Genomic DNA, 25,317 nt, shown 5'->3' on the forward strand with positions numbered 1-25,317 from the left:
ATTGATTTCATCCGCTTCGACATGTCCGAGTACATGGAACGGCACACGGTCAGCCGCCTGATTGGCGCGCCACCCGGTTACGTGGGTTATGACCAGGGCGGTCTGCTGACCGAGGCGGTGACCAAAAAGCCCCATGCCGTCCTTTTGCTGGATGAAATCGAAAAGGCCCATCCGGAGGTCTTCAACATCCTCCTGCAGCTGATGGACCACGGCACACTGACTGATAACAACGGTCGCAAGGCGGATTTCCGCAATGTGGTGCTGGTCATGACCACCAACGCGGGCGCCCAGGAGCGGGCGCGGGCTTCGGTCGGCTTTGTCGCCCAGGATAACAGCAGCGACAGCATGGAGCTGATCCGCCGCATGTTCACCCCGGAGTTCCGCAACCGTCTGGATGCCATTGTCGAGTTCGAGAACCTGGACGAGCGCACCATTGCCCAGGTAGTGGACAAGTTCCTGATCGAGCTGGAAGCCCAGCTGGAAGAGAAGCGGGTGGGGCTGACCGTGGACGAGCCGGCTCGGGCCTGGTTGGCCGAGCGTGGCTACGATCCTCAGATGGGTGCGCGACCCATGGCCCGACTGATTCAGGACAGCATCAAGCGCCCGCTGGCGGAGGAGTTGCTCTTCGGCAGCCTGGTCCAGGGTGGCAGTGTCACGGTGACGGTCAAGGACGGCGAGCTGGATCTGGCGGTGAAGTCCGCGGAAGACGAGGCGGTGCTGGAGAAATAGCCGGCCGGTTTTCAGACTGCCGCACGGAAACGGCCGCTCCCTTGGGGAGCGGCCGTTTTTGGTTTCGGGCTAATTGGGCCCCTGGCTTCGTCCCGGCGCTTCAGCGGCCGCGGTAGACGATCCGGCCCTTGTTGAGATCGTAGGGGGTCAGTTCGACGGTAACCTTGTCCCCGGTGAGGATGCGGATATAGTTCTTGCGCATGCGACCGGAGATGTGGGCGGTTACCACGTGACCGTTTTCCAGCTCGACGCGGAAGGTGGTGTTGGGCAGGGTTTCGACGACCCGGCCTTCCATCGTAATATGGTCTTCCTTCGCCATTGGACCTCACTCGTTTCGGGAAAACGCGGATTCTGACCGAAAACACCCCCGAAGTTCAAGTGGGCTGGCATTTTTTGCTGGCCGATTCCCTTACTTTTTGCGTGTCTGTTGGGTGCTGGGCGTCGATTGGGGGTATCCCCTTCGATGTCGGTGCCAAGCGCATTTCGGTTTTTGCTCCCGGTGGGTTTTCGGCTTCGAATGGAGTCGTGCCCTTCGATAGCGGTGACGGGGGCGTTTCGGTCCAGGTTCTGGTGGCCTTGCTCAAGGGCGTCGTGGACCCATCCCTGGGGACTCCGCACGCGACATCCTGTCGCTCACAGCCTTGAGCAAGGCCACCAGAACCTGGACCTACTCTTGGGTGAGGTCACCTTGGCCGTGCTAGTGGAGAGTTCAGTTCGATGTCTTGGTGCCATCCGCGGGTTTTTATCGCGAATAAATTCGCTCCTACGGTGCCAATAGCTTATGCCGAAGCCGCCGTAGGAGCGGATTTATCCGCGATTCAGGGTGGAATGTGGCACCACAGCAGCAGGCAGAAGCCAGCGCTCCGTTGGCACGGCCCAGGTGACCCCCACCAAAGGTCGGCCCCAAGGCAGGAACGCCTCCCGTCACCGCCATCAAAGGGAAAGACTCCAATCGAAGCCGACAAAACCCTCAGTGCTCAAGCCGCTGCCAATGGCCGCCGATCAAGAGCTCGGCTGGTCGGAAGTCGGTCTTGTAGGCCATCTTGGGGCTTTCCTGGATCCAGTAGCCCAGGTAGACATGGGGCAGGCCGCGGCGGGCGGTTTCGGTGATTTGCCAGAGGATGGTGTAGGTACCCAGGCTGCGTTTCTTGAGTGCGGTATCGAAAAAGGAATAGACCGCCGACAGGCCATCATCCAGCCAGTCCACCACCGCAACGGCCACCAGGCGGTCGTCGAGACGGAAATGGACCATGGACGTCTCGGCCCAGGCAGAACGGATGAAACCCATGTAGTCATGCTCATCCCCCTCGGCCATGGGACCGCCGGGGTGACGGGCCGATTGATAAGCCTGGTAAAGGTGATAGGCCTCTTCATCAAAGGTTGCCGGAAGAATCTCCACCTGCAGATCTTCATTGGCATCAAGACAGCGACGATGGCGGCGGCGGGGCTGGAAGGCCCGGCTCAGGACTCGAATGGGGACACAGGCCCGGCATTGGCCGCAATGGGGGCGATAGAGAAAATCCCCGCTGCGACGAAAGCCAATGCGGGAATAGGCACTGTGGTCATGGGCGTCGCGCACGCTTTCCGGTGCCACGACCAGATTTCTGGACAGGCGCTCGGGAAGATAGGGGCAATCCTGCTCCCCGGTGAGCAGGAGGCGCGGGTGGCGGGCGCGGGTCATGCTTGCCAGGTCTCCGGTTTATCCAGCTGCCTGTCGCTATTATCCCCGCTTCGGCAGCAGTCGGGAACATGCAGGCGGTGCCAGGCCTGTTTCGGCAATGTGCTGGCAGTGGCGCGCGCAATGCGAGCAAGAAAGTCCTCGCGGGGCAGATTCCTTGCCCCCATCCGGCGCAGGTGGGGATTGTCTATCTGGCAATCCATCAGCGCCATACCCCAGGCCTGAAACTGGGTATCCAGCCAGGCCATGGCGATCTTGGAGCCATCCCGTTGTCGGCTGAACATGGACTCGCCAAAGAAAGCCCGACCAATCCCCACGCCATATAGACCACCGATCAGCTCATCACCTTGCCAGACTTCAATGGAGTGGGCATGGCCCAGTTGATGAAGGGTCTGATAGGCGTCGCGCATTTCCGCGGTGATCCAGGTGCCTTCCTGATCGGGGCGAAGCCGGGTGTCGGCACAGGCAGCAATGACCTGGTCGAAGGCCTGGTCGAGGCTGATGCGATAGTCGGGGCGACGCAGGCGTCTGGCCAGACGGCTGCTGATGTGGAGCTCACCCGGCAGCAGCACCATGCGTGGGTCGGGCGACCACCACAGGATGGGGCTGCGCTCGTCATACCAGGGGAAAATCCCGGCGGAATAGGCCTTCAGTAGCCATTCCGGCGACAACCGGCCGCCGGCGGCCAGCAGCCCGGGGGGTTCCTCCAGGGCTTGCCCGGGGTCCGGAAAGTGAGGCGCCCGTCTTGGGTCGAGCCAGGGCAGGGCAGTCATGGGGCTCGCTCCGGGGAATCAGGGCGGTGCTCGCGATGAAAGGGCAGGTGGGCGCGGGCCGCGGCCATGTAGACCTGATTCTGACGCGCCTCGGCGGCGGCGAAATCCGCCACCGCCCGGCGCAGGGCCGGATCGGGAATCCAGTGCATGGAGCGGGTTTTCACCGGCGGGAAGCCGCGCAGCAGCTTGTGTTCGCCCTGGGTGCCGGGGTCGAAGTAATCCAGGCCACGAGCAATGCAGTATTCGATGCCCTGGTGATAACAGGTCTCGAAATGCAGTCCGTCCAGCGCCAGGCGGCTGCCCCAGTGGCGTCCGTAGAGCGTCCGATTGCCGCGCAGACAGAATGCCATCGCCACCAGTGTGCCGGTCGAGTCCAGGGCCTCAATCAGCACCACTGACTCGGGCATCTTGCGGGCGAGTGCCGGAAAGAAACTGGCGGGCAGGTAAGGCGTCTGCATGCGCTCATGATAGGTGCGGGCGTAGAGTTCGTAAAAGGCATTCCAATCCACGGAAGACAGTTGTTCGCCTTCTCGCCAGCGGAACTGGATTCCCTGTTCATGGACCTGACGGCGCTCGCGGCGGAGATTCTTGCGCTTCTTCGAGCGCATCTCGCCCAGCCACTCGTCGAAGTCCCGATAATTGCGGTTACGCCAGAGGAAGCGGCAGCCATCCCTTTGAATCCAGCCACGCCCAGCGAGCAGGCCGGCGTCCTCGTCGGAGCAGAACAGTGCGTGGGCGGTGGAAAAGCGAATGCCATCGGCCTGTGACTCCATGGCCTCGGCAAGCGCTGCCTGCTCGGACTGCTCAGCCGCCATCAGGCGGGGGCCGATCACGGGTGTAAACGGGATAGCGGCGGTGAGTTTGGGGTAATAGGGCCGACCACTGCGGTGCCAGGCGTCCGCCCAGGCAAAGTCGAAAACGAACTCGCCGAAGCTGTGGGATTTTTCATACAGGGGGAGAATGGCGCGGAGCCCGCCCTGGCCATCCTCGATGACCCGATGGGCCGCTGTCCAGCCGGTTTCGGGGCAGACCGCGCCGCTCGATTCCAGCAGCGACAGGAATTCATGGCGCAAGGCCGGCTGGTCCGCCGGGACCAGCCGGTTCCATGCCACTGCCTGGACTTCATCAATGCCCGCCAGGCGGCGGATCATGACGGCTCAGGCCGCCTTGCCCTTGTTCACCGCCTGCGCTTCCAGGAATTTTTCGGCATCCAGTGCCGCCATGCAGCCGGTGCCGGCCGAGGTCACGGCCTGACGATAGACATGGTCCATGACATCACCGGCGGCAAAGACACCGGGAATACTGGTCTGGGTGGCATTACCGTTAAGGCCGCTATTGACCACCAGGTAGCCGCCTTCCATGTCCAGCTGGCCCTTGAACAGCTCGGTGTTGGGCTGGTGGCCGATGGCGATGAATGCACCCTGAACCTCCAGCTCCTCGGTCTTTTCCGTGTCCTTGGTGTTGCGGATGCGAATGCCGGTCACGCCACTGTCGTCACCCAGAACTTCATCCAGGGTGTGATTCCATTTGAAGCTGACCTTGCCGTCTTTTTCCTTTTGGAAAAGGCGGTCCTGAAGGATCTTTTCCGCCCGCAGCTGATCCCGGCGATGAACCAGGGTCACGTGGCTGGCGATATTGGACAGGTAGAGGGCCTCTTCCACGGCCGTATTGCCACCGCCCACGACAGCGACTTTCTGTTCCCGATAGAAGAAACCGTCACAGGTCGCGCAGGCGGACACGCCCTTGCCCATGAAGGCTTCCTCGGATTCCAGACCCAGGTACTTGGCGCGGGCGCCGGTGGCGATGATCAGGGCATCGCAGGTGTATTCGCCCTGGTCTCCCTTGAGACGGAAGGGGCGTTCACCCAGTTGCACCTCATTGATATGGTCGAAGACGATCTCGGTTTCGAAACGCTCCGCATGACGGCGCATGCGGTCCATGAGATCCGGGCCCTGGAGGCCGCTGACGTCCCCGGGCCAGTTGTCCACGTCGGTGGTGGTCATGAGCTGCCCGCCCTGTTCGATGCCGGTGACCAGCACCGGCTCCAGGTTGGCGCGGGCGGCATAGACGGCGGCGGTGTAGCCCGCTGGTCCGGAACCGAGGATCAGCAGACGGCAATGCTTGGCTTCGCTCATGTATAATAGCTCCCGATTTGGCGTTCGGACGGTGCGCTGTGGTGCCCCATCCGACCATGTAAATTCGTCGATGTTACGTTCCGGTCGTGAGGGCCCCCTGGGGCCTGCCGGTGAATCAGACTGTTCGATTCAGGGCCTCCGGGCCTCTCCCCCGCAAACTGCCAGACCACTGTCCGGCCGCCGCTTCGGCGAGTACGGCCAGGGTTTTTCCCAGTGGCGGGCCGGGGGAGACGCGCCGGGACCGACGCGCGAACGACCAGTTTAAATTGAAGTCCCCAGCACCGTAAAGGAGGCAGCATGCGCATTGGTATTCCACGCGAGCTCAAGCCGCTCGAAGGCCGGGTTGGCCTGATTCCCGCCGCCTGTGGCGAGCTCGTCCGTCAGGGACACGAGGTCTTCATTGAATCCTCGGCCGGCGAAAAGAGTGGTTACGGCGATGATCAGTATCGTGAGCTCGGCGTAACGGTGCTGGACACGGCCGACGAGCTGTTCGAGCGGGCGGAGATGATCGTCAAGGTCAAGGAGCCCATCGCCCCGGACCTGGATCGGCTGCGCAAGGACCATCTGCTGTTCTGCTATCTGCACCTGGCTGCCGAGCCGGAATTGACCGAGCGTCTGAAGCAGATTGGCCTGACCGCCGTGGCCTTCGAAACCGTTGAAGACAAGGGCAATCTGCCGCTACTGGCGCCCATGAGCGATATCGCCGGGCGCATCGCCATCCAGGTGGCCACCCATCTGCTGCACCAGCCGGAAGGTGGCAAGGGGATTCTGCTGGGTGGCGTGCCCGCCGCCAAGCGGGGCAAGGTGGTGATCGTCGGCTGCGGCATGGCCGGTGGCAACGCCGCCCAGCTGGCTGCCGGGATCGGCGCCGAGGTGGTGGTCTTTGACAAGGATCCGGCCAAGCTGGCCTGGGCCCGGACGTTCGGTCCCAATGTGACCGGTCTCTATCCCCACACGGATGATGTGATTGATCAGCTTCGCACCGCCGACATTGCCGTCGGTGCCGTGCTGGTTGCCGGTGCCCGCGCCCCCCATGTGATTACCAAGGAAGCCGTCCGCGAGATGCAGCCGGGCAGTGTGGTGGTGGATATCTCCGTGGACCAGGGTGGCTGTGTCGAAAGCACCCGGCCCACGACCTGGGAAGATCCCACCTACGTCTGGGAAGGGGTGACGCATTTCACCGTGACCAATATGCCCGGTGCCGTGCCGCGCACGGGTTCCCAGGCCCTGTCCGCGGCCATTGCCCCTTATTGCAGCCGCCTGGCTTCCGGTAACTGGCGTGATTTCGATCCCCTCATCAAGGGCATCAACGTCGAGAACGGCGAAGTCGTTCATCCGGCCATCAAGGGTTGATTCCCGGCCCGGTCTGGCTGTCAACGGCCGGCAGCGTCAGCTGCCGGCCGTTTTTTGTCGCCACTGCGGACAAGAGCAGGCGGGCGGGGGCTTGTGTCGTGGGCCGGCGCGGCACAAAATGGAGGTTTGGGGGAAAGTTTCTTGGTGGGGTAAAATTGCTTGTCTGCCAAGAGTTTGGCTTTCCTGTTTGAAGCGATTTCTTTGGAGGCCGCCTAGCCGTGGCACAGGCCAAGACAAAAAAAGGGGAGCACTCGGCCTCCCGGGAGCGGCTCAAGCGCGGCCTGCGTGAGTCGGCGTTCTGGATATGCCTCGCTCTGGCGCTGGTCCTGTTGGCCGCCCTGGCCAGCTATGATCCGCGAGATCCCGGTTTCTCACACACCGGTGGTTTCCACGGCGTCTCCAACTGGGTCGGGCCCACCGGGGCCTGGGTGGCGGATCTGTTGCTGTTTCTGCTGGGCTATCCGGCCTATCTGTTGCCGGTGCTGGTGGTCTGGAGTGGCTGGCTGATCTTCCGCAGTCGGGACGAAGACGATCAACCCGTGGACGGGCTGACCCTGTCGTTGCGCTTTCTTGGCCTGATTCTGGCGGTGGCCACCGCCAGCGCCCTGTGCTCCATGAACTGGGCGGTGGATCCGGCGCGGGTGCCGCTGGATGCCGGGGGTGTGCTGGGCGCGGCCATCGGCGGCTTTGCCGGTGGCACCCTGGGGTATCTCGGCAGCACCCTGATTCTCCTCGCCCTGTTCTTTACCGGCGTTACCCTGTTCACCGGTCTGTCCTGGCTGGCGGTAATGGATGCCACGGGGCGCTTCACCCTTTTGCAAGCCGAGCGGCTGCGTAACCGTTGGCAGCGTCTGCTGCAGTGGTGGCAGGATCGCCGCAAGCGTCGTGAGCAGGTCGCGGAAGTGAGGGAGCAGACCAAGGCCTCCAGGAAGCGCAAGCCGCCCAAGATTGAACCGGTGCTCAGTGATCTCAAGCCCAGTGCCCGAGTCGAGCGTGAACGGCAACAGACCCTGTTCGAGCCCAATCAGGCGGCGCCTTCCGGTGCCAGCCTGCCGGCACTGTCGCTGCTGGACAGTCCCCCGGCCCGCAAGGGTGGCTACTCCGAGGCGGCGCTGGAGGCCATGAGCAAGCAGGTCGAGCTCAAGCTCAAGGATTTTGGCGTGGATGTGGAGGTCGTGGCGGTCAATCCCGGGCCGGTGGTGACCCGTTTCGAGCTGCAGCCGGCCCCCGGCGTCAAGGTCAGTCAGATCAGCAATCTGTCCAAGGATCTGGCCCGGGCCATGTCGGCCATCAGTGTGCGCGTGGTGGAAGTGATACCCGGCAAGTCGGTGGTGGGGCTCGAGATTCCCAATGAGGACAGGGAGCTGGTCACGCTGGGCGAGATCCTCAAATCCGAGGCCTATGATGCCTCCCGGTCCTCCCTGACGCTGACCCTGGGCAAGGACATCAGTGGTCGCCCCATGGTGGCGGACTTGCAGAAGATGCCCCATTTGTTGATTGCCGGCACCACCGGCTCGGGCAAGTCCGTGGCCATCAATGCCATGATTCTGAGCCTGCTCTACAAGGACACGCCCGAGAACGTTCGCCTGATCATGATCGACCCCAAGATGCTGGAGTTGTCGGTCTATGAGGGGATTCCCCATTTGCTGGCGCCGGTGGTCACGGATATGAAGGATGCCGCCAACGCCCTCAAATGGTGTGTCGCCGAAATGGAGCGCCGCTACCGCCTGATGGCCGCCCTGGGGGTACGTAACCTGGCTGGTTACAACCGCAAGATCCGCGATGCGAGGAAGAAGGGCGAGGAAATCCTGGATCCCCTGGCCAACCGCAATGCGCCGCCGGATGCCGAGCCGGGTGATCTGCCGGAACCGGAACCGCTGGACACCTTGCCCCAGATCGTCGTGGTTATCGATGAGCTGGCGGACATGATGATGATCGTGGGCAAGAAGGTGGAGGAGCTGATTGCCCGCCTGGCCCAGAAGGCCCGCGCTTCCGGGATCCACCTGGTACTGGCGACACAGCGGCCCTCGGTGGATGTGATCACCGGCCTGATCAAGGCCAATATTCCCGCCCGGATTGCCTTTCAGGTGTCCTCGCGGGTGGACTCCCGCACCATTCTTGATCAAATGGGCGCCGAATCGCTGCTTGGCCACGGTGACATGCTCTTTCTGCCACCCGGCACCAGCATGCCCGAGCGCGTGCATGGCGCCTTTGTCTCGGACCAGGAGGTCCACCGGGTGGTGGCCGAGCTCAAGCAGAGTGGCAAACCGGAATATGACGAGGATGTTCTCAATGGCCCCTCGGAACCGGTGCCGGGTATGCCCAGTCTACCGGGAGACGGGAATGACGGCGGTGACGAGAGCGATCCGCTGTATGACCAGGCGGTGCGCCTGGTCACCGAGACCCGCAAGGCCTCCATCTCCGGCGTCCAGCGTCGCCTGAAGATTGGCTATAACCGGGCCGCGCGTATGATCGAACAAATGGAAGAGGCCGGTATTGTCGGGCCACTGCAGTCCAACGGTTCCCGGGAAGTACTGGCCGCGCCCCCGCCTGATGCGGATTAGCAAGCGGATGTCCTCCGGGTGGGGCCGACTCAATCAGAGGTTTTTTATGAAAATAAGAATGGTATGCATCGCTGTCGTCGCCGGTTTGCTTATGGGAATAAGTCCGGTTCTCGCAGCGGACGACAGGCCGGGCGCGGCGGATCTGCGTGAGATCCTCGCCGAGCTGCACAGTCTACGGGCCAACTTCGAGCAGACCGTGCTCGATTCGGAGTTCGTGGTGGATGAGACCGCCAGTGGCGAAGTGGCAATCAAGCGCCCGGGCCGTTTCCGCTGGGACTACAGCGAGCCCTATGAGCAAGTCATCGTCTCCGATGGCGAGACCATGTGGGATTACGAAGCCGACTTCGAGCAAGTCATTGTCCGTCCCATGGACGAAACCCTGGCGACCAGCCCTGCCATGCTCTTGAGTGGCGAGGGGGACCTGGAAGACAGTTTCGTGGTGGAGGACGAGGGCATGCAGGGCAATCTGCGCTGGTTCCAGCTCCGCCCGCGTGTGCAGGACACGGAGTTCGAACGGATCCGGATCGCCGTGGGCGAGGAAACCGTGGAGTTGATGGAACTGCGAGACAACCTCGGCCAGACCACACGGATCGAGTTTCACAATATCGAATTCAATCCCGAGCTGCCGGACGATCTGTTCCACTTCGACCCGCCGGAAGGCGTTGACGTTATTCGGCAGTGAGTGGGCATACCACCAATTCATCCACCACGCCCCTGGCCGAGCGCATGCGTCCCACCACGCCGGCCGAGCTGGTGGGGCAGGACAGTCTGCTGGCCGAATCGGCACCGCTGCGCCAGGTTCTGGAGGGGGGGCGAGCTCATTCCATGATCCTGTGGGGCCCGCCCGGCAGCGGCAAGACCACCATCGCGCGCATGGTTGCCGAACGCTCGGGAACGGCCTTTGTCAGTCTTTCGGCGGTGATGGCGGGGGTCAAGGATGTCCGCGCGGCCGTGGAAGCGGCCCGCGCCCGGCGGGACATGGAAGACCGGGCCACCCTGTTGTTTCTGGACGAGGTCCACCGCTTCAACAAGGCCCAGCAGGATGCCTTTCTGCCCTGGGTCGAGGACGGCACACTCTTGTTCGTGGGCGCGACCACGGAGAATCCCTCCTTCGAACTGAACAACGCCCTGTTGTCCCGAGCGCGTGTCTATCAGTTGGGCGCTCTGGACGAGGCGGGGCTGCTGTCATTGCTCCAGCGGGCGCTTCAGGATAGCGAGCGCGGTCTCGGTGAGCTGGGCATCAAGGCCGGCGAGGGCGCGCTGGAAGAAATTGCCCGAATTGCCGACGGGGACGCCCGGCGGGCGCTGAACTTGCTGGAGGTGGCCGTCGAGGGCCTTGAATCGGGAAACACCCTGGACCGTGAGCGGGTCGCGGCGGTCACCGTCGGCGGGGAACGGCGCCGCTTCGACAAGGGCGGCGATGATTTCTATGACCAGATCTCCGCCTTGCACAAATCCATCAGAGGCTCGGCCCCGGACGCTTCCCTGTATTGGCTTGCCCGGATGTTGGACGGCGGCTGTGATCCCCTGTACATTGCCCGCCGTCTGGTGCGGGTGGCGTCGGAAGACATTGGCAATGCCGATCCCCGGGCACTGGACCTGGCGCTCAACGCCTGGGAAGTGCAGGAAAGGCTGGGCAGCCCCGAGGGAGAACTGGCCCTGGCTCAAACCACTGTCTATCTGGCGGTGGCCCCCAAGAGCAATGCGGTCTACATGGCCTGGAACGCCGTCCTTCGGGATGTTCGCGAGCAGGGCTCTCTGGAAGTGCCCGTGCACCTGCGCAATGCGCCCACTCGCCTGATGAAGGAGCTGGGCTACGGACACGCCTACCGCTATGCCCATGATGAGCCGGATGCCTACGCCGCGGGCGAGAGCTATCTTCCGGATGCCCTTCAGGGCCGGCGCTGGTACCGCCCAACGTCGCGTGGAATGGAAGGCCGGATTGGCGAGAAGCTGGAACGCCTCAGGGCCGCTGACCGGGCCTTCCATGATTCGAAGAATAAACAGTAAACGATTTTTTGATCTCCATCTGACCTTCAAAGAAGAACCGATACCGACATGCTGGACAATAAAATCCTTCGTACAGATCTGGATGGTGTGGCCCGAAATCTGGCCCGCCGTGGCTATGAGCTGGATACGACCCGCTTCGCCGAACTGGAAGAACGCCGCAAGTCACTGCAGGTGCGCGTTGAGCAGCTTCGCAATGAGCGCAATACCCGCTCCAAGTCCATCGGCAAGGCCAAGGCCGCCGGTGAGGACATCGAGCCGTTGAAGGCGGAGGTCAAGCAGCTGGGCGAGGAGCTGGACTCGGCGGAGGATGAGCTGGAAAAGCTGCAGGGAGAGCTGGGTGAGTGGCTCATGTCCATGCCCAATCTCCTGGATGCGTCGGTACCGGATGGCTCGGATGAGTCAGACAACGAGGAAATCCGGCGCTGGGGTGAGCCGCCTCAGCTGGATTTTGAGCCCCGGGACCATGTGGACCTGGGCGAGGCCCTCGGTGGCCTGGACTTCGAAACGGCGGCCCGCCTGACCGGGGCGCGTTTCGTGGTGATGACCGGTGGGGTGGCCCGACTGCATCGTGCCCTGACCCAGTTCATGCTGGACCTGCATGTCAACGAACACGGCTACGAAGAGGCCTATGTTCCATATGTGGTGAGTCGCGCAAGCCTGGAGGGCACGGGGCAGCTACCCAAATTCGGTGAAGACCTTTTCCACCTGGATGATGAGCGGGACTGGCATCTGATACCCACCGCCGAAGTGCCCCTGAGTAATTTTGCCCGTGAATCCATTCTGGACGGAGAGCAGCTTCCCCGGAAGCTGGTGTCGCATACCCCCTGTTTCCGCTCGGAGGCCGGTTCCTACGGCAAGGATACCCGGGGCATGATCCGCCAGCACCAGTTCGACAAGGTGGAGCTGGTGCATCTGGTGCGGCCGGACGATTCCTGGCAGGCGCTGGAAGAACTGACCGGGCATGCCGAGAAGGTGCTCCAGTTGCTGGAACTTCCCTATAGGGTAGTCAACCTCTGCGCAGGGGATATCGGTTTCGGCGCCAGCAAGACCTATGACCTGGAGGTCTGGCTCCCGGGCCAGCAACGATACCGGGAAATCTCCTCCTGCTCCAATTGCCAGGCATTCCAGGCGCGACGCATGAAGGCTCGCTGGCGCAACCCGGAAACCGGCAAGCCGGAGCATATTCACACCCTCAACGGCTCCGGCGTTGCCAGCGGCCGGGCCCTGGTGGCGGTACTGGAGAACGGCCAGCAGGCGGACGGCTCCATCCGGATTCCCGAGGTATTACGGCCCTATATGAACAATCAGGCCTATTTGTATCCTGAGGAGGGATAGGGCAGTCTGGTGATGTTGTAACAATCGGGCAGCCCGATGGGTCTCACCCCGCGGAGGGTGAGATGCATGATGAGGATTCGATGATGTTGAATTGCAGGACGGTGGCTCTGGAGGCCGACGAATTGCTTCGAGGGGAAGTATCGCCCCTGCGAGCAGCGCGCTTGCGCCTGCATATCCTGATATGTGGCAACTGCCGGCGTCATGTCGCCAATCTGCGTGCGCTCTCCGAATTGCTCGACGGTCATGGTAATGAAGCCGACAGCGGCCGGGCTCTGGAAGAACTGGAATCCGGGGTCCTTGAGGCCCTCAAAGAGGGTGGTGGCAGCAAAGTCGTTGCTTTGGTTGGGAGGGATGCCGCTCAGAGCCGCGACGAGTCACTCGCCTTCCAGGAAAACACCGGTGAGCGTCTCCTGCGGGAGAGCATTCCCGATGAAGAGCGGGTCCAGCAGGTGCTTCGGGAGGTTCGCGAATTTGTCGGCTATATTCCGCCACACTTCCGGGTCTACGCTCAGCATCCCGGGATGTTGGAAGCCAATTGGGCGAAGATGCGAGCGGTGGTCAAGGATGGCATATTGCCTCACCGCCTTCGCGAGGCAATCGCGATTCTGGTCTCCCATGACAATGGATGCGATTACTGTGTTCGGGCTCACGGCCAGGTCCTCTTGGACCTGGGGGTGAATGAGGAAGTCATTGAGCGCATGAAGCAGGATGTCATGGCTGGTGACCTGCCGTTGAAAGAACGAGCGCTGCTGGTGGTGGCACGGGAGGCGAACCGTGACCCCCATGGCGCCTCGGAAGAACGGATTGCCCTGGCGCGCAAGGCCGGGGCAAGCGATCTGGAGATACTCGAGGCACTCGGCGTCATGGAGATTTACACCTCCATCAACAAGTTCATTGACACCCTGGGGATTCCTCTGGAAGCCTGATCAACCCTCTACCTTTGTTTGCAGCTCCCGCAATTGTCTGGCCCGGGACTCCAGCGCTTCACCTACTTCCATGTTCCGGCTGGAACCGTGAACCGAGCTTCGGGTGCCGGCTTCCAGCACCGACATCTTCTCGCGAACGGAGTCGGCTTGCTGTTTCTGCATCTGCAACTTTGCATTGATCTCCTGAGTCGAAACCTGCAACTCCCGAATCGCACGAGCGACCATCTGGCCGGCTTCTTCCAGCCCTGACTCGCCATCGGCGGATAGCTGCAAGACACTTTCCATGTGTTGGCCGAAGTCGGTGATGGTGGCGGCCATCTGCTCGCGCAGCTCGGAAGCTTCCCTTAGTACCCGTCTGATACGGGTAGCATATTGTGTCGTCTGGAGAGCCAGGTCACTCACTTCGCTGGCAACGACCTGAAAACTCTTGCCCGCCTGGCCGGCCCGTGAAGCCTCGATACCCGCATTCAGGGCAACCAGTTTGGTATGGCCCGCGATCTGGCCGATGGAGTCGGACATCTTGACGGTTTCGTTGAAGTGAGCTTCGAACTGTGAAGAATGCTCAAGCATCTCTTTCGACCAATCCACGGCCGACTTGAGTTCTCGGATCAGCTTGCTTGAGTTCTCTCGCGTACTGTCGAACTGACTGGAAAGATGCTCCGCAGCTTTCCGGCTGTGCTGTGTGTTTTCTTCGATGAGGTCGGCCTCGCTGGCTACTTGCTCGGCCAGGTTCGTCGCCTCTTCGGCTACTTCAAGACGCTCCCGGGACGCAGCGTTAACTTTGGTGGCTGTGTTCCGGACCTGGCTGCCAAGATCTGCAATCTCCTCAATTATTCGTCCAGCATCCGCCGTGGCCGACTGGGTAGATGACTGACCCGCGTCACGGCTACCAATGATGGTGCCAGTCATGAAGACAAGGAATGGCACCATGTAGGTCAGCGCCATTTGTTTCAACTGAAGGCTCTCACCGCCGAGGATCGCATTAGGCTGATTGATCAGGTTCAGCAAACTTCCCACGAGTAGTGCAACCAGCATTGCTGTCGGAAGTCGCCGACAACATGCGATAAAAAAGGTAGGTAGCCCCCGAGGGAAATGGTGTTTTTTGGGGGTCTGGACTTCTTCGCTTGTGGTGCTCACTCGTGTCCCTCCTTGATTTCAATGTTTTGTTGTTTATCGGCAGCGCTTGCCTTTAGTAACTGCCCTGCCTCTGCTGCCGGCATGGGGCGGTAGAACAAGAAACCTTGTGCTTCATCGCAGCCATGGTCCCTGAAGAAGTCGCGTTGCCTTTGGGTTTCAACGCCTTCCACGATTGTCTTTATCCCAAGCCGATCAGCGAGTGTCATTATGGTTTGGCTTATACCGCAGTCTTCCCTTACATCAGGGACACCTGTGACGAATGATCGGTCAATCTTGAGGTAGTCCAGGGGGAATTGGCGGAGATAGGCTAATGACGAGTATCCCGTGCCGAAATCATCCATTGCCACGGTGACGCCGAGTTCACGCAGCTGCTCCAGGACGGAGCGACTAAGCTTTTGAGATTTCATGACTGCCGTTTCGGTGATCTCGATTTCGAGCAGACGGGGGTTCAAGCCCATTTGGGCCAGGCAGCTGGCTATTTTGTGAGGCAGATTCCTGTCATGAACGGCATCCGCGGACAGGTTGACAGCCACACGGAAGCCCTCAGGTCGGTCCGGGGGTAGCTGAGAAAGAATTTCGCAGGCATGATCCAGTACCCACTCGTTCAAACGGGGCATCAGACCGCTGGAGGCAGCGATTGGGAGAAAGTCCCCCGGAGAAATCTGTCCCTGCTCGGGGTGGTTCCAGCGAATAAGGCCCTCCATGGCGGTTATCCGGCTGTTCGAAAGCTTCACGATTGGCTGGAGATACAGAGCAAGCTCATCCCGTTCAATTGCTTTTCTCAAGTCCGCGGAGATTCGAAAGCGAATCTTATTGCTCTCAATGATCTCTCTCTGTGAAACGCTGTGACTGGATCGTCCGTGAAGCTTGCTTTGGTAAAGCGCCGCGTCAGCCCTGGTGATCAATGTGTTGGCATCCTGACCGTCGCTGGGATGTCTTGCGATGCCGATACAGGTGCTTAAGTGGATTTCATGGCCCTGAATGTGGAAGGGTCTTGTCATTGCCGATTCGATGGCTTGACATATGGAAGGGAGGGAGTTGTTGTCCTCCTCGGTGTCATGAATGATCGCGAACTCATCACTCCCGAGGCGACCGATAATGTCGTCCCCGGAGATTGCGTCTTGCAGGCGATTGGCAACGGACTGCAATAGGCGATCCCCTGCATCGTGACCGAGACTGTTGTTGACTGTCTTGAAATCATCCAGGTCCAGCATCAATAGGGCTGGATAGAGTCTTCCGTGAGAGAGGCGGCGCTCCAGGAGTCGGGTGATGAAGCGTCGGTTGGGTAGAGATGTCAGTGCATCATGGTGCCGCAGGAAGTCCATGCGTTCTTCAAATTGTCTGTACCGGGAAACGTCATTGAAGACGAGGATGATATTTTTGTTGTCCGGGCCATGTTGTACCAGCGACAGACTTACCAGGGCCGGGAATCCTTCATCATTGGCACGTTCGATCCATAGCTGACCCTCCCAGCGCTGTCGCGTGCTCAATGCATCTTTGGTCAGTGCCTGGAATGCCGGGCCCAGATTTTCTCCAATGATGTCCTGAACGGATAGGCCAACACTGGTTTTATTGCTGCGTTCAAGAAGCCGTTCAGCGGAGGCGTTCATGGAGATCAATCGGTATCTCTCATCCAGGATGACAACGCCTTCGGCAATGCTGGCCAGAGCATTCGCGAATATGATGATCTCTTTTCTGTTACGCTCACGCAGTCGGATGTCGCGCAACAGCTTCCGGCGCATGCTGTCGATCGCCTCTTCGAGGCGGTCAATGCTGTCGGCGGCGCGGTTTCGGGACGAGGTCGGTTTCAGCGGCGTAGCCAACTTTTTGGAATCAATGGTGCGGGTATAGTCTTCTATCTTTTGCAGGCGTCGAATGACAAGGAAATGGGTCAGTAAGAGAAGGAAAAGGGCAATGAGCAGAGTGCGGCCGACATTGGCAGCAAGTGAGGCAAGGGAGTGATCAAGCAAGGCGCTCTTGCGGCTGGACAGGTCTCTGCTGAGCCATGCCATGCCCAGCAAGCGATCATCGTTCTGGGGGGATTGTATTGACAGGGCGATCGTGACCACATTATCCCGATTCAATTCGGGTCCCAGATTGACTGCCTCTCCCTGGATGCTTGTGACTCTGGCAGCATCAACTCCCGGTGCATGGAGCAGGCCGTAAAGCACGATTTCGGCGCGTTCCGTGTCAAGTTCCCACAGGCTTGCCGACAGAGCCGGCTCCACGGTCTCGCCCAGGCTCTTCAACTCCGCACTTGCCTCAGCCCGAAGATTCTGTTTTTGTGCCTGAATCTCGAAGGTGGTGTAGAGTGCAGCTAGTATCAGCGCTATTACACTGGTAAGCAGGGTCAGTCTCAAGGCCAGTCTGTTTCGACCAAACCAGGATGGCTTTGATTGCCAAGCCGGTTCAGATTGTCTGGCGCCGCGATTCACTGCGCGGACTCCGGTTGTGGACAGGCCAGCTCGACTCTCGACCAGCCATCGGGAATACGCGTCTGAAATGCTTCCTGGTGTCTGGCCATGATCGATTGAGCGGTTCCATCAGCACATAATGTTTCCCAGGCTCGATTGAATTCCCGCTTAAGTAAGTCTCCATCGGGGTGAGCACGCGAGGTTATGAGATGGAGTTCATGCCAGGTTTCCGGCGCAGGATGGAAGGAGAAGTCATCAAGCGGGTCAAGGTCTGTGTTTTTGGATATGAGGTGTGCGGCGATAATTGGCGCGGTGACGGTCAGGTGAGCCCGCCCATTGCCAACCATATCCAAGCAGTTACGCATGTTCCGGGCGCGGATGATTTCACTTCTCAGGGAGGATAGACGCCAGCCAATGCTGTCTGGGACAGCGTATCCGATGGGCAAGCAGAGCCGGGTTGGGCCATCGGGCAGCTCTGCGACAGGTCCGTTGTTGGCCGATATTAGCTTGACCCCCATGCGTAACAGCGGCCGGGAGTAATACATCTCTCCCACCCTTTGCTTCGAGCGAACATAGGAGAAGCTGGCGTCATGGTAGGTATCCCGTGTATCGACATAAGCCCGTGCCCAGGGTTGGAACTTGACGCTCGTCTGGTATCCGGCCCGGTGGTAAGTGGCCGCCACCAGTTCCGTCATCAGGCCGCCGCCGAGCAGATCTCGACCACTGAGGGGCACCTCTTCGCCACCAGCCAGGGTCAAGCTGTCGCTGGCCGCCGATACCGAAGCGCTAAAAGCAATCAGCAAGCCGAGCAGGCCTGCCGTAATATTGAGTTTGTGGGCATTTTGTGCCATTTCCTGGCCTTGCTCTGCTATTCGGCGGCTCTTGGTAAGGGCGTGGCCGCTAGGGTGCTTCATGGCGATGTGACGAGCTGACCTTCTGGGCGTTACAGCTTGGGCGGAAACAGGCCGCCTTGCTGGCATGGTTCAAGCTTGCTGGGCTATCCTTGTGGCAGAGCCGACGAGCGCGGGACTGCAGTGGCCCGTGTCAGTAACAAGTGGTCAGTGTCAGGCTGGAGAGAACCGGGGGTGAGTCATGGAGCAGAGTCTCGGAAGTATCCTCAAAGACAAGCCGGGGGAATTGTTGGCTGTCGGTCCCAATGCCAGCGTTAGTGAAGCGGCGCGGACAATGAGCAGTCATAACAAGGGTTGTGTACTGGTCATGGATGAAGGGGGGCTGCGTGGGTTGTTCACGGAACGCGATCTGATGCGGCGGGTTGTGGCCGAGGGCCTGGATCCGGCCCGAACCCCAGTCAACGATGTGATGACCAGCGAGATCGTCACTGTGGGGCCGGAAGTGACTATCGGGGAGGCCATGAGCCTCTGTACCCAGCGGCGTCTGCGTCACCTGCCTATCTACAAGGATGGCGAGCTGTTGGGTATTGTCTCGGCCGGTGACCTGACCAAGGCGCTGGTCAATGACAAGCAGCACACCATTGATGATCTGATTGGTTACATTTACGGGACGGAGCCAGTTTGAATTGACGGTCGGGGTGGGAGCAGAGTTGGAGGCTCCGCGCCGATCCGGACGCGCGGCTGCCGTAGGAGGAGTGCGGCATCGACCCAGAATCCGGATAGTAGAGGAATGTCATGCAACGGGCATCCCGATCCAGTCGGCCGGGCGGTGTAAAGTCCCGGACTAGTCCTGACCAGGTGGTGACGTCACTGGCGTTTCGCACATCCCCCTTTCTGTTTCTAGTCCTCATTTGCCTATTCTTGTGGTCTGGCGTTGCCGTTCCCCTGGCTGTACCGGACAATGATCCGGAGCAGGAAGCGCTGGTCGTCGCTCAAGACCATGCCTGGCCTCCATTCGCCTGGGAGGATGATTCGGGTCAGCCCCGGGGCCTGCTGGTGGAACTTTGGCAGCAGGTTGGGGAGGCGTTGGGGCGTCCGGTTCGATTCCATCTCAGCGACTGGCCCGAGAGCCTGAGAGCTGTGGACGATGGTGTGGCCCACGTTCATGGTGGGCTGCTCGTGACCCCAGAGCGTGAAGGATTTCTCAGCTTTGGGGAGTCACTCCTGCCCCTGTCGACGACCATTTTCGTTCCCAGCACCATGCCTGTTCTTTCCGTCGAAGATTTGGAGAACGAATCAGTGGGTGTGGTTCGAGGCAGTCGGGAAGCCCGCTTTTTGATCGATGAGCATCCCGGTCTGCTGCATGAAAGCTACGAGAACAATGCCGCCATGGTGCGAGCTGCAGTGCGGGGGGATATCCAGGTCTTCGTGGCCGATTATCCGGTGGCCATGTTTCTGTTGGGCCGGGAGGGCGCCAATCTCGATTTCCGCCCCCTGGGCCTTTTGTATCAGGAGCCTCTTCGCTTCGCCGTTCGCCAGGGGGATGAGGAGCTGCTGTCCGCACTCAATGCGGCTGTACGGGGCCTCCCTCAAGGTGAACTGGATCGTCTGAGTCAGCGCTGGTTGCACAGCGAGCGAATCGAAGTTTTCCCAACGCTACCGGTGGTCGCCGCAGGTGCCGGTCTTCTGTTTCTGTTATTGCTCTTCTTGATTCTGACTCTCCAGCGCCAGCGCCGCGTGCTCAGGTCCAGTGTTCAGGCTAGAACCCAGGAGCTGGAGGCGGCGCGAAAAGCGCAAGAGGCATCACTTCGATATTTTCAGCAACTGACCGCCAGTGTTCCGGGGGTTCTGTTCTGTTATCGACTCAACCTGGAAAGCGGAAAACATTGTTACCCCTTTATCAGCCGTAGGGTCAAGGATGTTCTGGGACTGGATCCCGACGAGCTTCGCCGGGATGCCTCGCCTGTCTTCGATCTCGCTCACCCGGATGACCGAGAGGCGGGCCTTAAAAGCATCATGGAATCCGCCCAGAATAATTCAAGCTGGCACTACGAGTTGCGTTTTCGGATGCCCGATGGGGAGTGGCGCTGGTTCGAGGCGCTATCCGTTCCGGCAAGGCAGGAAGGTGACCAGGTTGAGTGGTTTGGCCATTTCACCGAGATTCAGGGGCACAAGGACCTGGAGCAGGCGCTGAGGGAAAGGGAAGAGCAGTATCGCCTCATTGTCGAGAATGCCAATGACATTATCTATACGCTGACTCCGGGCGGTCTATTTCTTTATGTTTCGCCAAATTGGAAGGCGATGATGGGGCATGATCCGGACAGCCTGGTGGGACGTTCTTTTGAGCCCTTTGTTCACAAGGAAGATGTTCAGCAGTGCCATGATTTCCTGCGCCGGGTTGTAGCAACGGGAGAGCCTCAAAGTGGCGTGGAATTTCGTGCCTACCGGATGGATGGAACATTCCGATGGTTTACTTCGAACGCCGCGCCGATTCTTGATGAGAGGGGAAATGTGAGTGCTTATCTCGGGATTGCACGGGATATCACCAATAAGAAACAGCGGGATGAAAATGCAGATTTCCAATTCCGGTTTCAACATCTGATTGCGGAGATTTCCAGTGATCTGGTTAATTTCCCTTTCGGTAGCGCCGATCCCAAATTGGATTACATCTTGCGGAGGATCGGAGAATTCTTCCAACTGGACAGGACCTACCTCTTCTTGTTGGCTGATGAAGGACGCCACATGCGTAATACGCATGAATGGTGTGCGGAAGGGGTAAACAGTGTGATCACAGATATGGCGGATGTGTCTGTGATGCAGATGGAGTGGTCCTATCACCAGATCAGCGCCATGCGCGAGAAGGGGCAGATCCTTTTGGTGGATGACGTTGATGCCCTACCTGAACCCCAGGCGAGTAATGAGAAGGTTTTGTTGAAGGGCCAGGGTGTCCGATCCATGTTCTGTGTGCCAGTAGCGACTCAGGGCGAAGTGATCGGTTTTTGGGGAGCCGACTCGCTGATTCAGAGAGAGTGGCCCAGAGAGTATTCCAATCTCCTGATTGTGGTGGCCAATCTGATTTCCGGTGTGCTGGACCGAAGTCGCCTGGAAGAAGATCTCGTCAATCTCTCTGTTACGGACCCGCTCAGTGGTGTATACAACCGTCGTTATACGATGGAGCGCCTGGAAGAGCGGCTGGATGAGGCGCGGCGTGGTGGGCGGAATATTGCCGTTGCCATGGTGGATATCGACCACTTCAAGCGCCTGAACGATTCTCATGGGCATATTGCAGGCGATGGGGTGCTGCGAGAGTTCTCCGCCATACTCTGTGAAAACGTCCGTTCCTTTGATGTGGTAGGGCGATTTGGTGGTGAGGAGTTCTTGATTGTATTTGCCGATGCCAGCCTGAAAGCCGCGGCAAGCGTCACGGAACGGATTCTGGAGCGTGTGCGCTCGACGGCTTTTCAGGGGCCTAACGGCGAGCTGCATATGACGGCCAGTGCGGGTATTGCCAGTAGTGAGGAGCTGGATCCCGGTTCTTTGCAGGTGGATTCCCTGGTAGGGTTGGCCGATGACCGGCTATACAAGGCCAAGCGGGCCGGACGGGATTGCCTCGTTGCCGAGTGAGCTTCCCTATGGGCTCTCGCCACCGTCCTTGCGTTCTTCCAGTTCCAGCCAGCGTTCGGTGGCGGTATCAAGTTCCTCCTGGACGGCCTGCATTTTCTCCATGTGTTCGCGAACCTGCTCAGGCTTCTGAGCATAGAAGTCCGGGTCCGCACTGGTCTGCTGCATTTCCGAGAGCGACTGTTCCAGGGATTCAATCTTCTCCGGTAGCATTGCCAGCTCCCGCTCCAGCTTGTAACTGAGCTTGCCCGGGCGGGGAGAGGGTTTGGCCTTCTGGCGTGGCTTGCTGCTGCTGTTTGGCTTGGCTTCCGTTCCCCTTTCTTTCTGCCAGGCATCCCAGCTGCCGCCCTGTCGGAGCCAGTCCGTGTAGCCGCCAACATACTCGTTTACCTGCCCGGGGGCTTCGAAGGCCAGAACGCTGGTAGCCACCTGGTCAACAAAGTCCCGGTCATGGCTAACCAGGATCAGGGTGCCGTCATAGTTAACCAGGCGGTCCTCCAGCAAGTCGAGGGTTTCCAGGTCCAGGTCGTTAGTCGGCTCGTCCAGCACCAGCAGGTTGGCGGGCTGGCTGAACAGTCGGGCAAGCATCAGTCGATTGGCCTCGCCGCCGGAGAGCTTGTCAATGGGGGCACGAGCCTGCTCCGGTGTGAACAGAAAGTCGGCCAGGTAGCTGATGATGTGGAGTTTGCGTTCACCCACCTGGATAAAGTCCCGACCTTCACCGACGTAGTCCGCCGCAGTCTGACCCGGCCGAATGGCGGCACGCTGTTGATCAAAGTAGGCAATTTCCAGTCGGGTGCCGTGACGAAGCTGGCCCTGGTCGGCTTCCAGCTCACCGAGAAGCAGTCGGATCAGACTGGTCTTGCCGGAACCATTGGGACCAAGCAGGGCCAGCTTGTCGCCCCGCATGATGCGCAAGTCCAGTGGCTTCAGGTACCAATCCCCCATCTGGTGGGATAGTCCACGGGCTTCCACCACCAGACGGCCCGAGCGCTCGGCCTCCTGGATATCAAAGCTGGCCTTGCCCTGTTGTTCCCGACGTTGTGCCCTTTCTTCGCGCATGGCCTTGAGGGCTCTAACCCGGCCCTGGTTGCGTGTGCCGCGAGCCTTGATGCCCTGACGAACCCATTGCTCTTCCTGGGCCAGTTTCTTGTCGAAGGCGGCTGCATGATCGGCTTCCACCGCCAGCCGATGGGCCCGCTCCCTTTCATAGGCCTGATAGTCGCCTGGCCACATGGTCAGGTGGCCTCGGTCCAGCTCCAGAATGTCAGTGGCCAGGTTCTTCAGAAAGGCACGGTCGTGAGTGATGAAGATGAGGCTGCCGTTGAATCCGGCCAGGAACTGCTCCAGCCAATGAATGCCGAGAATATCCAGGTGATTGGTGGGCTCATCCAGCAGCAGAAGATCGGGGTCGCAGACCAGCGCTCGGGCGAGGGCGGCCCGTCGCCGCCAGCCGCCGGAAAGCTCTCCCAGGCGCTGCTCGGGATTGAGCGCCAGACGGGTCAAGGTGAGATCGACTCTCTGTTGCAGGGCCCAGCCGTCGATGGCATCCAGTTCTTCCTGGATGCGTCCCAATTGCTGCAGGTCTGCTGGCTCGCTGCTGGTGGACAGTTCGTGAAAGCGCTGGAGCAGCTCGGCCTCCCGGCCCAGACCGCCGGCAACGAAATGCCAGACCGTCTCGGAACTGGCTTCGGGCAGGGGCTGGGCCAGTAAACTGACGCGGCTGCCCGGTTGTCGGCGAACGGTGCCCTCGTCCGGGACGAGTTCACCGGCAAGGATGCGGAGCAGGCTGGATTTGCCGGCACCGTTGCGGCCCAGCAAGGCAATGCGACGGCCACTCTGCACTGTCAGTTCGGCCTGGTCCAGCAGCACTTGCCGTCCGTAGGCCAGAGAGACCTGCTCCAGGCTGAGAATCGGCGCTGTACTCATTCCTTAATGTGCACGGAGTCAGTCTTCTCCGCGCCATCGAAACCCGGAGAGGTCCGAGAGTTCTTCGGTGCTCAGGATGCCCTCATGCCGCTCACCGTCGATTATCCAGGTGGGGTAGGACTCAATGCCGGCGGTTATGCAGGCAGCCGCCGTCAGCCCGCCGCGGCCACGGGGGTGACATTCCACATAGGGGAGCCGATCAGCCGAGGCGCCGAACAAGTCTTCCTGTTCCTGACAGGCCGGGCACCAATAGGCACCGTAGAAGCGGGCACCGCTCTCATCCAGGTGCTGGGCCAGGGCCTGGAGCTCGGGGTCTTCCCGGCCCATGCCCGGCGTCAACAGGCCGCTGTAGTGCAGCTGCATGATGATTACCACGACGGCGGCCAGGCTGCCCGTGTTGATCAGCCAATCACGCCAGCGTCCGCCGGGAGCGGCCTGGGGGCGCTTGAGGGTCAGCCAGATGAAAATGGCGGCGATGGTTGCCAGTGATGTCATGCACCAGGGGCAAAGGGCGCGGAGCTCCACCAGGCCCAGCAGGGTGAGATAGACGCTGACCGTCAGTCCCACGAGGGCCACGACCCATTGCCAGCGCCAACGCTTGACCGAGGGCCGCATTTCGAAACTGACGAAGGCGATCAGGGCGTAGGCAAGGAAGCCAAACAGGGCCACTGGTACCCCGAACAGGGTCGACCAGCGGCTGCCCAGGATGATGTCACAGCCGGAGCCGGCCGCACACAGGGGCATGTCGCCGGTGGTGGAGGCGATCACCGTCAGCCAACCGGTAATGAGCATGCCGAAGGCCGCCAGGCCCAGAATGGGCCAATCCGGTTGCCGCTGAACTTTCGGGCTGCGACTGCGACGGCGGCTGCGACTGGCGGATTGCTGTTTGCGTCGATGTTTTCTGGCCATGAATTGTCGTCCGTCCCCCGGTGAATTCAGCCCGAAAGAATACGGTGTTGATGCCGACTCGTCCATCCCCAGGGCGGATACAAAAAACCGGCGCGGGACTAGCCGCGCCGGTTCCGGTATCAAGCTGTCCCCAGATCAGTCGTTGGCGAAGCCAAGCAGTTGAAGCAGGCTCAGGAAGAGATTGTAGATACTGACAAACAGCGTCACGGTGGCGCGGATGTAGTTGGTCTCACCGCCGTGAACGATGCGGCTGGTCTCGAACAGGATGAGTGCGGACATCAGCAGCACGAACATGGCCGAGACAGCCAGGGACAGGGCCGGCATGGAAAAGACCACGGCGGCAATACCGGCCAGAAAGGCGGTGAGAATGCCCACCATCAGGAAGCCACCCATGAAGCTGAAATCCTTGCGGGTGGTCAGCACATAGCCCGACAGGCCCAGGAAGATGGCACCCGTGCCCCCGAGGGCGAGCATGACCAGCTCGGTGCCATTGCTCAGCCCGGAGACATAAGCATTGACGATGGGCCCGGCGGTGTAGCCGAGAAAGCCGGTGAAGGCAAAGACCGAGAGCAGGCCCCAGGCGCTGTCCGCCGTCTTGTGAGTCAGGAACAGCAGGCCAAAGAAGCCGGCCAGGGTGATCAGCATGCCCGGGTGGGGCAGATTGAGCATCATTGCGACACCGGCCACTGCCGCGGCCCACACCAGGGTCATGGACAGCAGGGCGTAGGTGTTGCGAAGCACCTTGTTGGTAGCCAGTACCGATTCCGGCCGATGAATGGCGGATTCGGGCGTATGACGAGTCGTGCGCATCGTTGACCTCTCCAGTCAGTGTCTCAATCCAAGTCTTGGATGAACGGGCTTTGCCGTGGATATTTGACAGTATTCCGACGGAAAAGCTCCACCGCGTTGATTACTCGGCAATGCTACCACAGGCCGGCGCTCGTCACAGGTGG

General features: G+C 60.4%; 20 protein-coding genes. 9 read left to right on the forward strand and 11 right to left on the reverse strand.

Annotation, left to right across the window (positions count from 1 at the left end; translation table 11 throughout):
* A partial coding sequence (locus VCB98_RS06635; RefSeq protein ID WP_346051120.1) for an AAA family ATPase occupies nucleotides 1-729 on the forward strand: 729 nt, incomplete at its 5' end.
* A 100-nt stretch (nucleotides 730-829) separates the two neighbouring features.
* Here VCB98_RS06635 and infA read toward each other — a convergent pair.
* The 5 genes from infA to trxB all read right to left on the reverse strand — a co-directional run bounded on the left by infA (nucleotide 830) and on the right by trxB (nucleotide 5,315).
* Nucleotides 830-1,048: a translation initiation factor IF-1 gene (gene infA, locus VCB98_RS06640; protein WP_346051121.1), complete on the reverse strand. Its 219-nt coding sequence runs from the start codon at nucleotides 1,046-1,048 to the stop codon at nucleotides 830-832.
* 651 nt (nucleotides 1,049-1,699) lie between these two features.
* Complete coding sequence (locus VCB98_RS06645) at nucleotides 1,700-2,410, reverse strand: arginyltransferase (protein WP_346051122.1); 711 nt, start codon at nucleotides 2,408-2,410, stop codon at nucleotides 1,700-1,702.
* Nucleotides 2,407-3,180: a leucyl/phenylalanyl-tRNA--protein transferase gene (gene aat, locus VCB98_RS06650; RefSeq protein WP_346051123.1), complete on the reverse strand. Its 774-nt coding sequence runs from the start codon at nucleotides 3,178-3,180 to the stop codon at nucleotides 2,407-2,409. The genes VCB98_RS06645 and aat overlap by 4 nt, the downstream gene beginning before the upstream one ends.
* Nucleotides 3,177-4,331, reverse strand: coding sequence for a GNAT family N-acetyltransferase (locus tag VCB98_RS06655; protein ID WP_346051124.1), 1,155 nt, complete (start codon nucleotides 4,329-4,331; stop codon nucleotides 3,177-3,179). The genes aat and VCB98_RS06655 overlap by 4 nt, the downstream gene beginning before the upstream one ends.
* A gap of 6 nt (nucleotides 4,332-4,337) precedes the next feature.
* Nucleotides 4,338-5,315, reverse strand: coding sequence for a thioredoxin-disulfide reductase (gene trxB, locus VCB98_RS06660; RefSeq protein WP_346051125.1), 978 nt, complete (start codon nucleotides 5,313-5,315; stop codon nucleotides 4,338-4,340).
* A gap of 297 nt (nucleotides 5,316-5,612) precedes the next feature.
* On the opposite strand from trxB, the gene ald reads away from it, so the two are divergent.
* The 6 genes from ald to VCB98_RS06690 all read left to right on the forward strand — a co-directional run bounded on the left by ald (nucleotide 5,613) and on the right by VCB98_RS06690 (nucleotide 13,503).
* On the forward strand, nucleotides 5,613-6,668 hold the full coding sequence (gene ald / locus VCB98_RS06665) for an alanine dehydrogenase (RefSeq protein ID WP_346051126.1): 1,056 nt from the start codon (nucleotides 5,613-5,615) through the stop codon (nucleotides 6,666-6,668).
* 218 nt (nucleotides 6,669-6,886) lie between these two features.
* Complete coding sequence (locus VCB98_RS06670) at nucleotides 6,887-9,232, forward strand: DNA translocase FtsK (RefSeq protein ID WP_346051127.1); 2,346 nt, start codon at nucleotides 6,887-6,889, stop codon at nucleotides 9,230-9,232.
* A gap of 58 nt (nucleotides 9,233-9,290) precedes the next feature.
* Nucleotides 9,291-9,914, forward strand: coding sequence for an outer membrane lipoprotein periplasmic chaperone LolA (gene lolA / locus VCB98_RS06675; RefSeq protein WP_346051128.1), 624 nt, complete (start codon nucleotides 9,291-9,293; stop codon nucleotides 9,912-9,914).
* A gap of 44 nt (nucleotides 9,915-9,958) precedes the next feature.
* Nucleotides 9,959-11,242, forward strand: coding sequence for a replication-associated recombination protein A (locus VCB98_RS06680; protein ID WP_346051188.1), 1,284 nt, complete (start codon nucleotides 9,959-9,961; stop codon nucleotides 11,240-11,242).
* A 48-nt stretch (nucleotides 11,243-11,290) separates the two neighbouring features.
* Nucleotides 11,291-12,577 (forward strand): serine--tRNA ligase, encoded by a 1,287-nt coding sequence (gene serS / locus VCB98_RS06685; protein WP_346051129.1) that lies wholly within the window; start codon nucleotides 11,291-11,293, stop codon nucleotides 12,575-12,577.
* A gap of 62 nt (nucleotides 12,578-12,639) precedes the next feature.
* Entirely contained in the window at nucleotides 12,640-13,503 is an 864-nt protein-coding gene (locus VCB98_RS06690; RefSeq protein ID WP_346051130.1) for a peroxidase-related enzyme, read from the forward strand.
* Here VCB98_RS06690 and nrtS read toward each other — a convergent pair whose 3' ends face one another.
* The 3 genes from nrtS to VCB98_RS06705 are packed head-to-tail and all read right to left on the reverse strand — an operon-like array spanning nucleotide 13,504 to nucleotide 17,905.
* Nucleotides 13,504-14,640 (reverse strand): nitrate/nitrite transporter NrtS, encoded by a 1,137-nt coding sequence (nrtS, locus tag VCB98_RS06695; RefSeq protein ID WP_346051131.1) that lies wholly within the window; start codon nucleotides 14,638-14,640, stop codon nucleotides 13,504-13,506.
* A complete protein-coding gene (locus VCB98_RS06700) occupies nucleotides 14,637-17,075 on the reverse strand; it encodes a putative bifunctional diguanylate cyclase/phosphodiesterase (protein ID WP_346051132.1) in 2,439 nt (812 codons plus the stop codon). The genes nrtS and VCB98_RS06700 overlap by 4 nt, the downstream gene beginning before the upstream one ends.
* The gene (locus VCB98_RS06705) at nucleotides 17,072-17,905 is read right to left on the reverse strand and encodes a substrate-binding periplasmic protein (protein WP_346051133.1); all 834 of its coding nucleotides are present in this window, start codon (nucleotides 17,903-17,905) and stop codon (nucleotides 17,072-17,074) included. Before VCB98_RS06705 ends, VCB98_RS06700 begins: the two co-directional genes overlap by 4 nt.
* Before the next feature lie 241 nt (nucleotides 17,906-18,146).
* Here VCB98_RS06705 and VCB98_RS06710 point away from each other — a divergent pair, with 241 nt between their 5' ends.
* Nucleotides 18,147-18,590, forward strand: coding sequence for a CBS domain-containing protein (locus VCB98_RS06710; RefSeq protein ID WP_346051134.1), 444 nt, complete (start codon nucleotides 18,147-18,149; stop codon nucleotides 18,588-18,590).
* 236 nt (nucleotides 18,591-18,826) lie between these two features.
* Nucleotides 18,827-21,529 (forward strand): diguanylate cyclase, encoded by a 2,703-nt coding sequence (locus VCB98_RS06715; RefSeq protein WP_346051135.1) that lies wholly within the window; start codon nucleotides 18,827-18,829, stop codon nucleotides 21,527-21,529.
* A gap of 6 nt (nucleotides 21,530-21,535) precedes the next feature.
* Here VCB98_RS06715 and VCB98_RS06720 read toward each other — a convergent pair whose 3' ends face one another.
* The 3 genes from VCB98_RS06720 to VCB98_RS06730 form a co-directional block, all read right to left on the reverse strand.
* Nucleotides 21,536-23,455, reverse strand: coding sequence for an ATP-binding cassette domain-containing protein (locus VCB98_RS06720; protein WP_346051136.1), 1,920 nt, complete (start codon nucleotides 23,453-23,455; stop codon nucleotides 21,536-21,538).
* Nucleotides 23,456-23,473: 18 nt separating this feature from the next.
* On the reverse strand, nucleotides 23,474-24,364 hold the full coding sequence (locus VCB98_RS06725; protein ID WP_346051137.1) for a vitamin K epoxide reductase family protein: 891 nt from the start codon (nucleotides 24,362-24,364) through the stop codon (nucleotides 23,474-23,476).
* A gap of 135 nt (nucleotides 24,365-24,499) precedes the next feature.
* Entirely contained in the window at nucleotides 24,500-25,174 is a 675-nt protein-coding gene (locus VCB98_RS06730; RefSeq protein WP_346051138.1) for a Bax inhibitor-1/YccA family protein, read from the reverse strand.
* Nucleotides 25,175-25,317: the final 143 nt, after the last annotated feature.

Source organism: Natronospira elongata (assembly GCF_034931365.1).
Classification (GTDB): Bacteria; Pseudomonadota; Gammaproteobacteria; order Natronospirales; family Natronospiraceae; genus Natronospira; species Natronospira elongata.

Bases quoted from the DNA above. Each gene is read 5' to 3' on its own strand.
- VCB98_RS06655 (WP_346051124.1), bottom strand. From the start codon at position 4,331: ATGATCCGCCGCCTGGCGGGCATTGATGAAGTCCAGGCAGTGGCATGG.
- VCB98_RS06710 (WP_346051134.1), top strand. From the start codon at position 18,147: ATGGAGCAGAGTCTCGGAAGTATCCTCAAAGACAAGCCGGGGGAATTG.
- VCB98_RS06725 (WP_346051137.1), bottom strand. From the start codon at position 24,364: ATGGCCAGAAAACATCGACGCAAACAGCAATCCGCCAGTCGCAGCCGC.
- VCB98_RS06705 (WP_346051133.1), bottom strand. From the start codon at position 17,905: ATGGCACAAAATGCCCACAAACTCAATATTACGGCAGGCCTGCTCGGC.
- VCB98_RS06690 (WP_346051130.1), top strand. From the start codon at position 12,640: ATGCATGATGAGGATTCGATGATGTTGAATTGCAGGACGGTGGCTCTG.
- trxB (WP_346051125.1), bottom strand. From the start codon at position 5,315: ATGAGCGAAGCCAAGCATTGCCGTCTGCTGATCCTCGGTTCCGGACCA.
- VCB98_RS06680 (WP_346051188.1), top strand. From the start codon at position 9,959: ATGCGTCCCACCACGCCGGCCGAGCTGGTGGGGCAGGACAGTCTGCTG.
- VCB98_RS06720 (WP_346051136.1), bottom strand. From the start codon at position 23,455: ATGAGTACAGCGCCGATTCTCAGCCTGGAGCAGGTCTCTCTGGCCTAC.
- serS (WP_346051129.1), top strand. From the start codon at position 11,291: ATGCTGGACAATAAAATCCTTCGTACAGATCTGGATGGTGTGGCCCGA.
- lolA (WP_346051128.1), top strand. From the start codon at position 9,291: ATGGTATGCATCGCTGTCGTCGCCGGTTTGCTTATGGGAATAAGTCCG.
- VCB98_RS06645 (WP_346051122.1), bottom strand. From the start codon at position 2,410: ATGACCCGCGCCCGCCACCCGCGCCTCCTGCTCACCGGGGAGCAGGAT.
- VCB98_RS06730 (WP_346051138.1), bottom strand. From the start codon at position 25,174: ATGCGCACGACTCGTCATACGCCCGAATCCGCCATTCATCGGCCGGAA.
- ald (WP_346051126.1), top strand. From the start codon at position 5,613: ATGCGCATTGGTATTCCACGCGAGCTCAAGCCGCTCGAAGGCCGGGTT.
- infA (WP_346051121.1), bottom strand. From the start codon at position 1,048: ATGGCGAAGGAAGACCATATTACGATGGAAGGCCGGGTCGTCGAAACC.
- aat (WP_346051123.1), bottom strand. From the start codon at position 3,180: ATGACTGCCCTGCCCTGGCTCGACCCAAGACGGGCGCCTCACTTTCCG.